The sequence below is a fragment of the Alphaproteobacteria bacterium genome, assembly GCA_025800285.1.
Taxonomy (GTDB): Bacteria; Pseudomonadota; Alphaproteobacteria; order JAOXRX01; family JAOXRX01; genus JAOXRX01.
In genome coordinates this window covers 1-700 of sequence record JAOXRX010000031.1, presented here as the reverse complement: position 1 = coordinate 700, position 700 = coordinate 1, and the positions used below count along the sequence as shown (strand labels likewise).

The following is a 700-nucleotide window of genomic DNA, read 5'->3' as shown; positions in this document are numbered from 1 at the left end:
GTTTAGATTCAAGAAAACAAATATTTCTTCCTTGGAGAAGTTAATAATAAAAAGTTCTCAAGATCTTACAAATAAATTTATCTCAAGCATTGTAATATAGATCGTCTGGAATCCCAGATCATAGATGGATTTGAGAAAGTCGGTTTTCAAGTTCTTTTACGCCGCTTGAACTTTTAATGGTTTCTCGTTTGTGGTACATGAATTTCATTATAAGCCAATATTTTCAAATTCCTTTCCGCGATCTCTTATGAGATGAGTGAAAATAATAATAACAGAAAAAGACATTCACCGGAGTTATAAAGATATAAAGAAAAGTTGTCTTTGGCCTTCAGCCGTAAAACGGCTCTCTGAGTGCTACAGGTTAATGAAATTTGTAGAATTTCAACCGAATTATAAAATTAGAGGAGCGCTATGAATTTATTGCAAAACATTTCGCTCTCCAACGTTTTACATATTGCAGAGATCTCTTGCCTCTAGCCTAAAACTACCCAAACACAGGGCATGGATGAGTCACAAAGTATCTCAGTGGAAGACTTTTTTATGGGAATTTGTTTTCAGCTGTGGAATAAAATTGCTGAATACGACCAGCGGGCTTTTGTTTATCAATTTGCACTTGTGCATTTGGCAGCACTTTTAAACGAAACAAATCTTAGTAAAAGAAAAAGAAAACACACAGTTGAATACCTATTGTATATCCATG

The 700-nt window shown here is 34.1% G+C and carries 1 protein-coding gene; it reads left to right on the top strand.

Going from position 1 to position 700, the window contains the following annotated elements:
- Nucleotides 1–501: 501 nt before the first annotated feature.
- The coding region (locus OIF36_00515; GenBank protein MCV6598955.1) for a hypothetical protein at nucleotides 502–700 on the top strand (199 nt) is incomplete at its 3' end.